This window comes from Streptomyces sp. NPDC037290 (genome assembly GCF_055603245.1).
The window spans coordinates 1-1,396 of sequence record NZ_JBVJVZ010000141.1 but is presented as its reverse complement, the minus strand read 5'-3'; the positions used below and the strand labels follow the sequence as shown (position 1 = coordinate 1,396).

The following is a 1,396-nucleotide window of genomic DNA, read 5'->3' as shown; positions in this document are numbered from 1 at the left end:
ATTCGGACTGCTTTCCTCGGCGGCACCGCCCTGGGGGAACGGGTTGATCAGCGGTCGGCCGTGGGTCTCGCGGTGGTATTCGTAGAACGAGCGGATCACCGCGCGAGCGTGCCGCCTGGTCCGAGCGGCATAGTTCTCGCCGGGCGCGGCCTTCCCCGTGACCGGGTTTACCGAGCCCGGTGAGGGCGCGTCGGGACGGCGCTGGCGCGGTGGCTTCTTCGTGGTCTTCAGCCACAGTGCGAAGTCGCGGGCCTCGACCCGGCTCGCGAGATGCCAGGGCACCTCCACCGCGTGTAAGAACCGGACCCACGCCAACAGCTCGTAGGCGTAGGACCGCAGCGACGCTGGACTCGCGTCGTCAGCAAGCATGTGGTGCAGAAACTCACTGACGGCCGCCACCTCGGAGCCGTCGGCGTCCATCAGCCGGAACGGTCGTAGCGGGTCACCGCTCTTCTCGACGCGGCCGACCCGCGCCACTTTCAGTGCCGCCACATCCCGGACCGTCGTGCTGTGCTCTGACATCCGTACCTCCACGGGTCGACCGACTCGACGACACGCGATAAGACCAGATCCGCCCGGACACACGCAGTCACCACGGAGCTCCAGAAGCAGCTACAACGTCCCTACGGTCACTATGCGTCGGCTTCAGCACGAGCCCAGGAAACGTCCAACTTAGTTCGGTCAACGGGACGTGCTCGTGGGCGCAGGGAGTTCCGTAGGGACGGCCGCAGGAACCGAGTTCGATGCGGCGCTTGTCGAAGTGCTCCTGGAAATCGGTCCACTCCTCCGGGGTGGGGTTCCGATTCTCCTCCTTCGGTCGTTCGGCCCGGCGCCGGGCGAGGAATTGGTGGTAGTTGCTGATCACGTCCTCGTCGAAGACCGCGACGTAGCCACGGGTGGTTCGGATATCGAGGTGGCCGAGCAGAGCGGCGCCGATGTGGATAGGCAGGCCGTTGTTGACCAGCTCGGTGGCGAAGAGCCTGCGGAAGTCGTGGGGCGCGAACCTGATGTCCTTGAACTGCGGGTGTGTCAGTGCGAGGTCGTCGCAGGCTCTGCCGATCATGCGCCAGACGGTGATGTTGGCCATGCCGCGCTGGGTGCCGCCGTGGAAGTTCTGGAACAGGTAGGGCAGTGGTTCGCTCCAGGTCCTCTCGTGGCTGTCGTAGCGGACGCAGACCGGGACGGTGCCGTGCTCGTTGCGGTGGCGCCGGATGACCTGGGCGATGACGTGGAAGAGCTCGGCGGACATGGGGATGATCCGTTCGCGGTCGCTCTTGGAGGGAGTGACGACGAGCAGAGCCACGACCTCGCCGTTGGGCCGCTGGTACTGCCGGACGCTGAGATGCGTCAGCTCGATCAGTTCCTCGGCCCGCAGGCCCGCCAGCCGAAGCGTTTC

The 1,396-nt window shown here is 66.2% G+C and carries 1 protein-coding gene and 1 pseudogene; both read right to left on the bottom strand.

The genetic code is table 11. The features are described from left to right. A pseudogene (locus tag ACZ7HQ_RS45490) lies at nt 1-534 on the bottom strand (hypothetical protein); the annotation flags it as partial. A 55-nt stretch (nt 535-589) separates the two neighbouring features. After that, on the bottom strand, nt 590-1,396 hold an 807-nt coding region (locus ACZ7HQ_RS45485; protein ID WP_471003521.1), incomplete at its 5' end, for a tyrosine-type recombinase/integrase.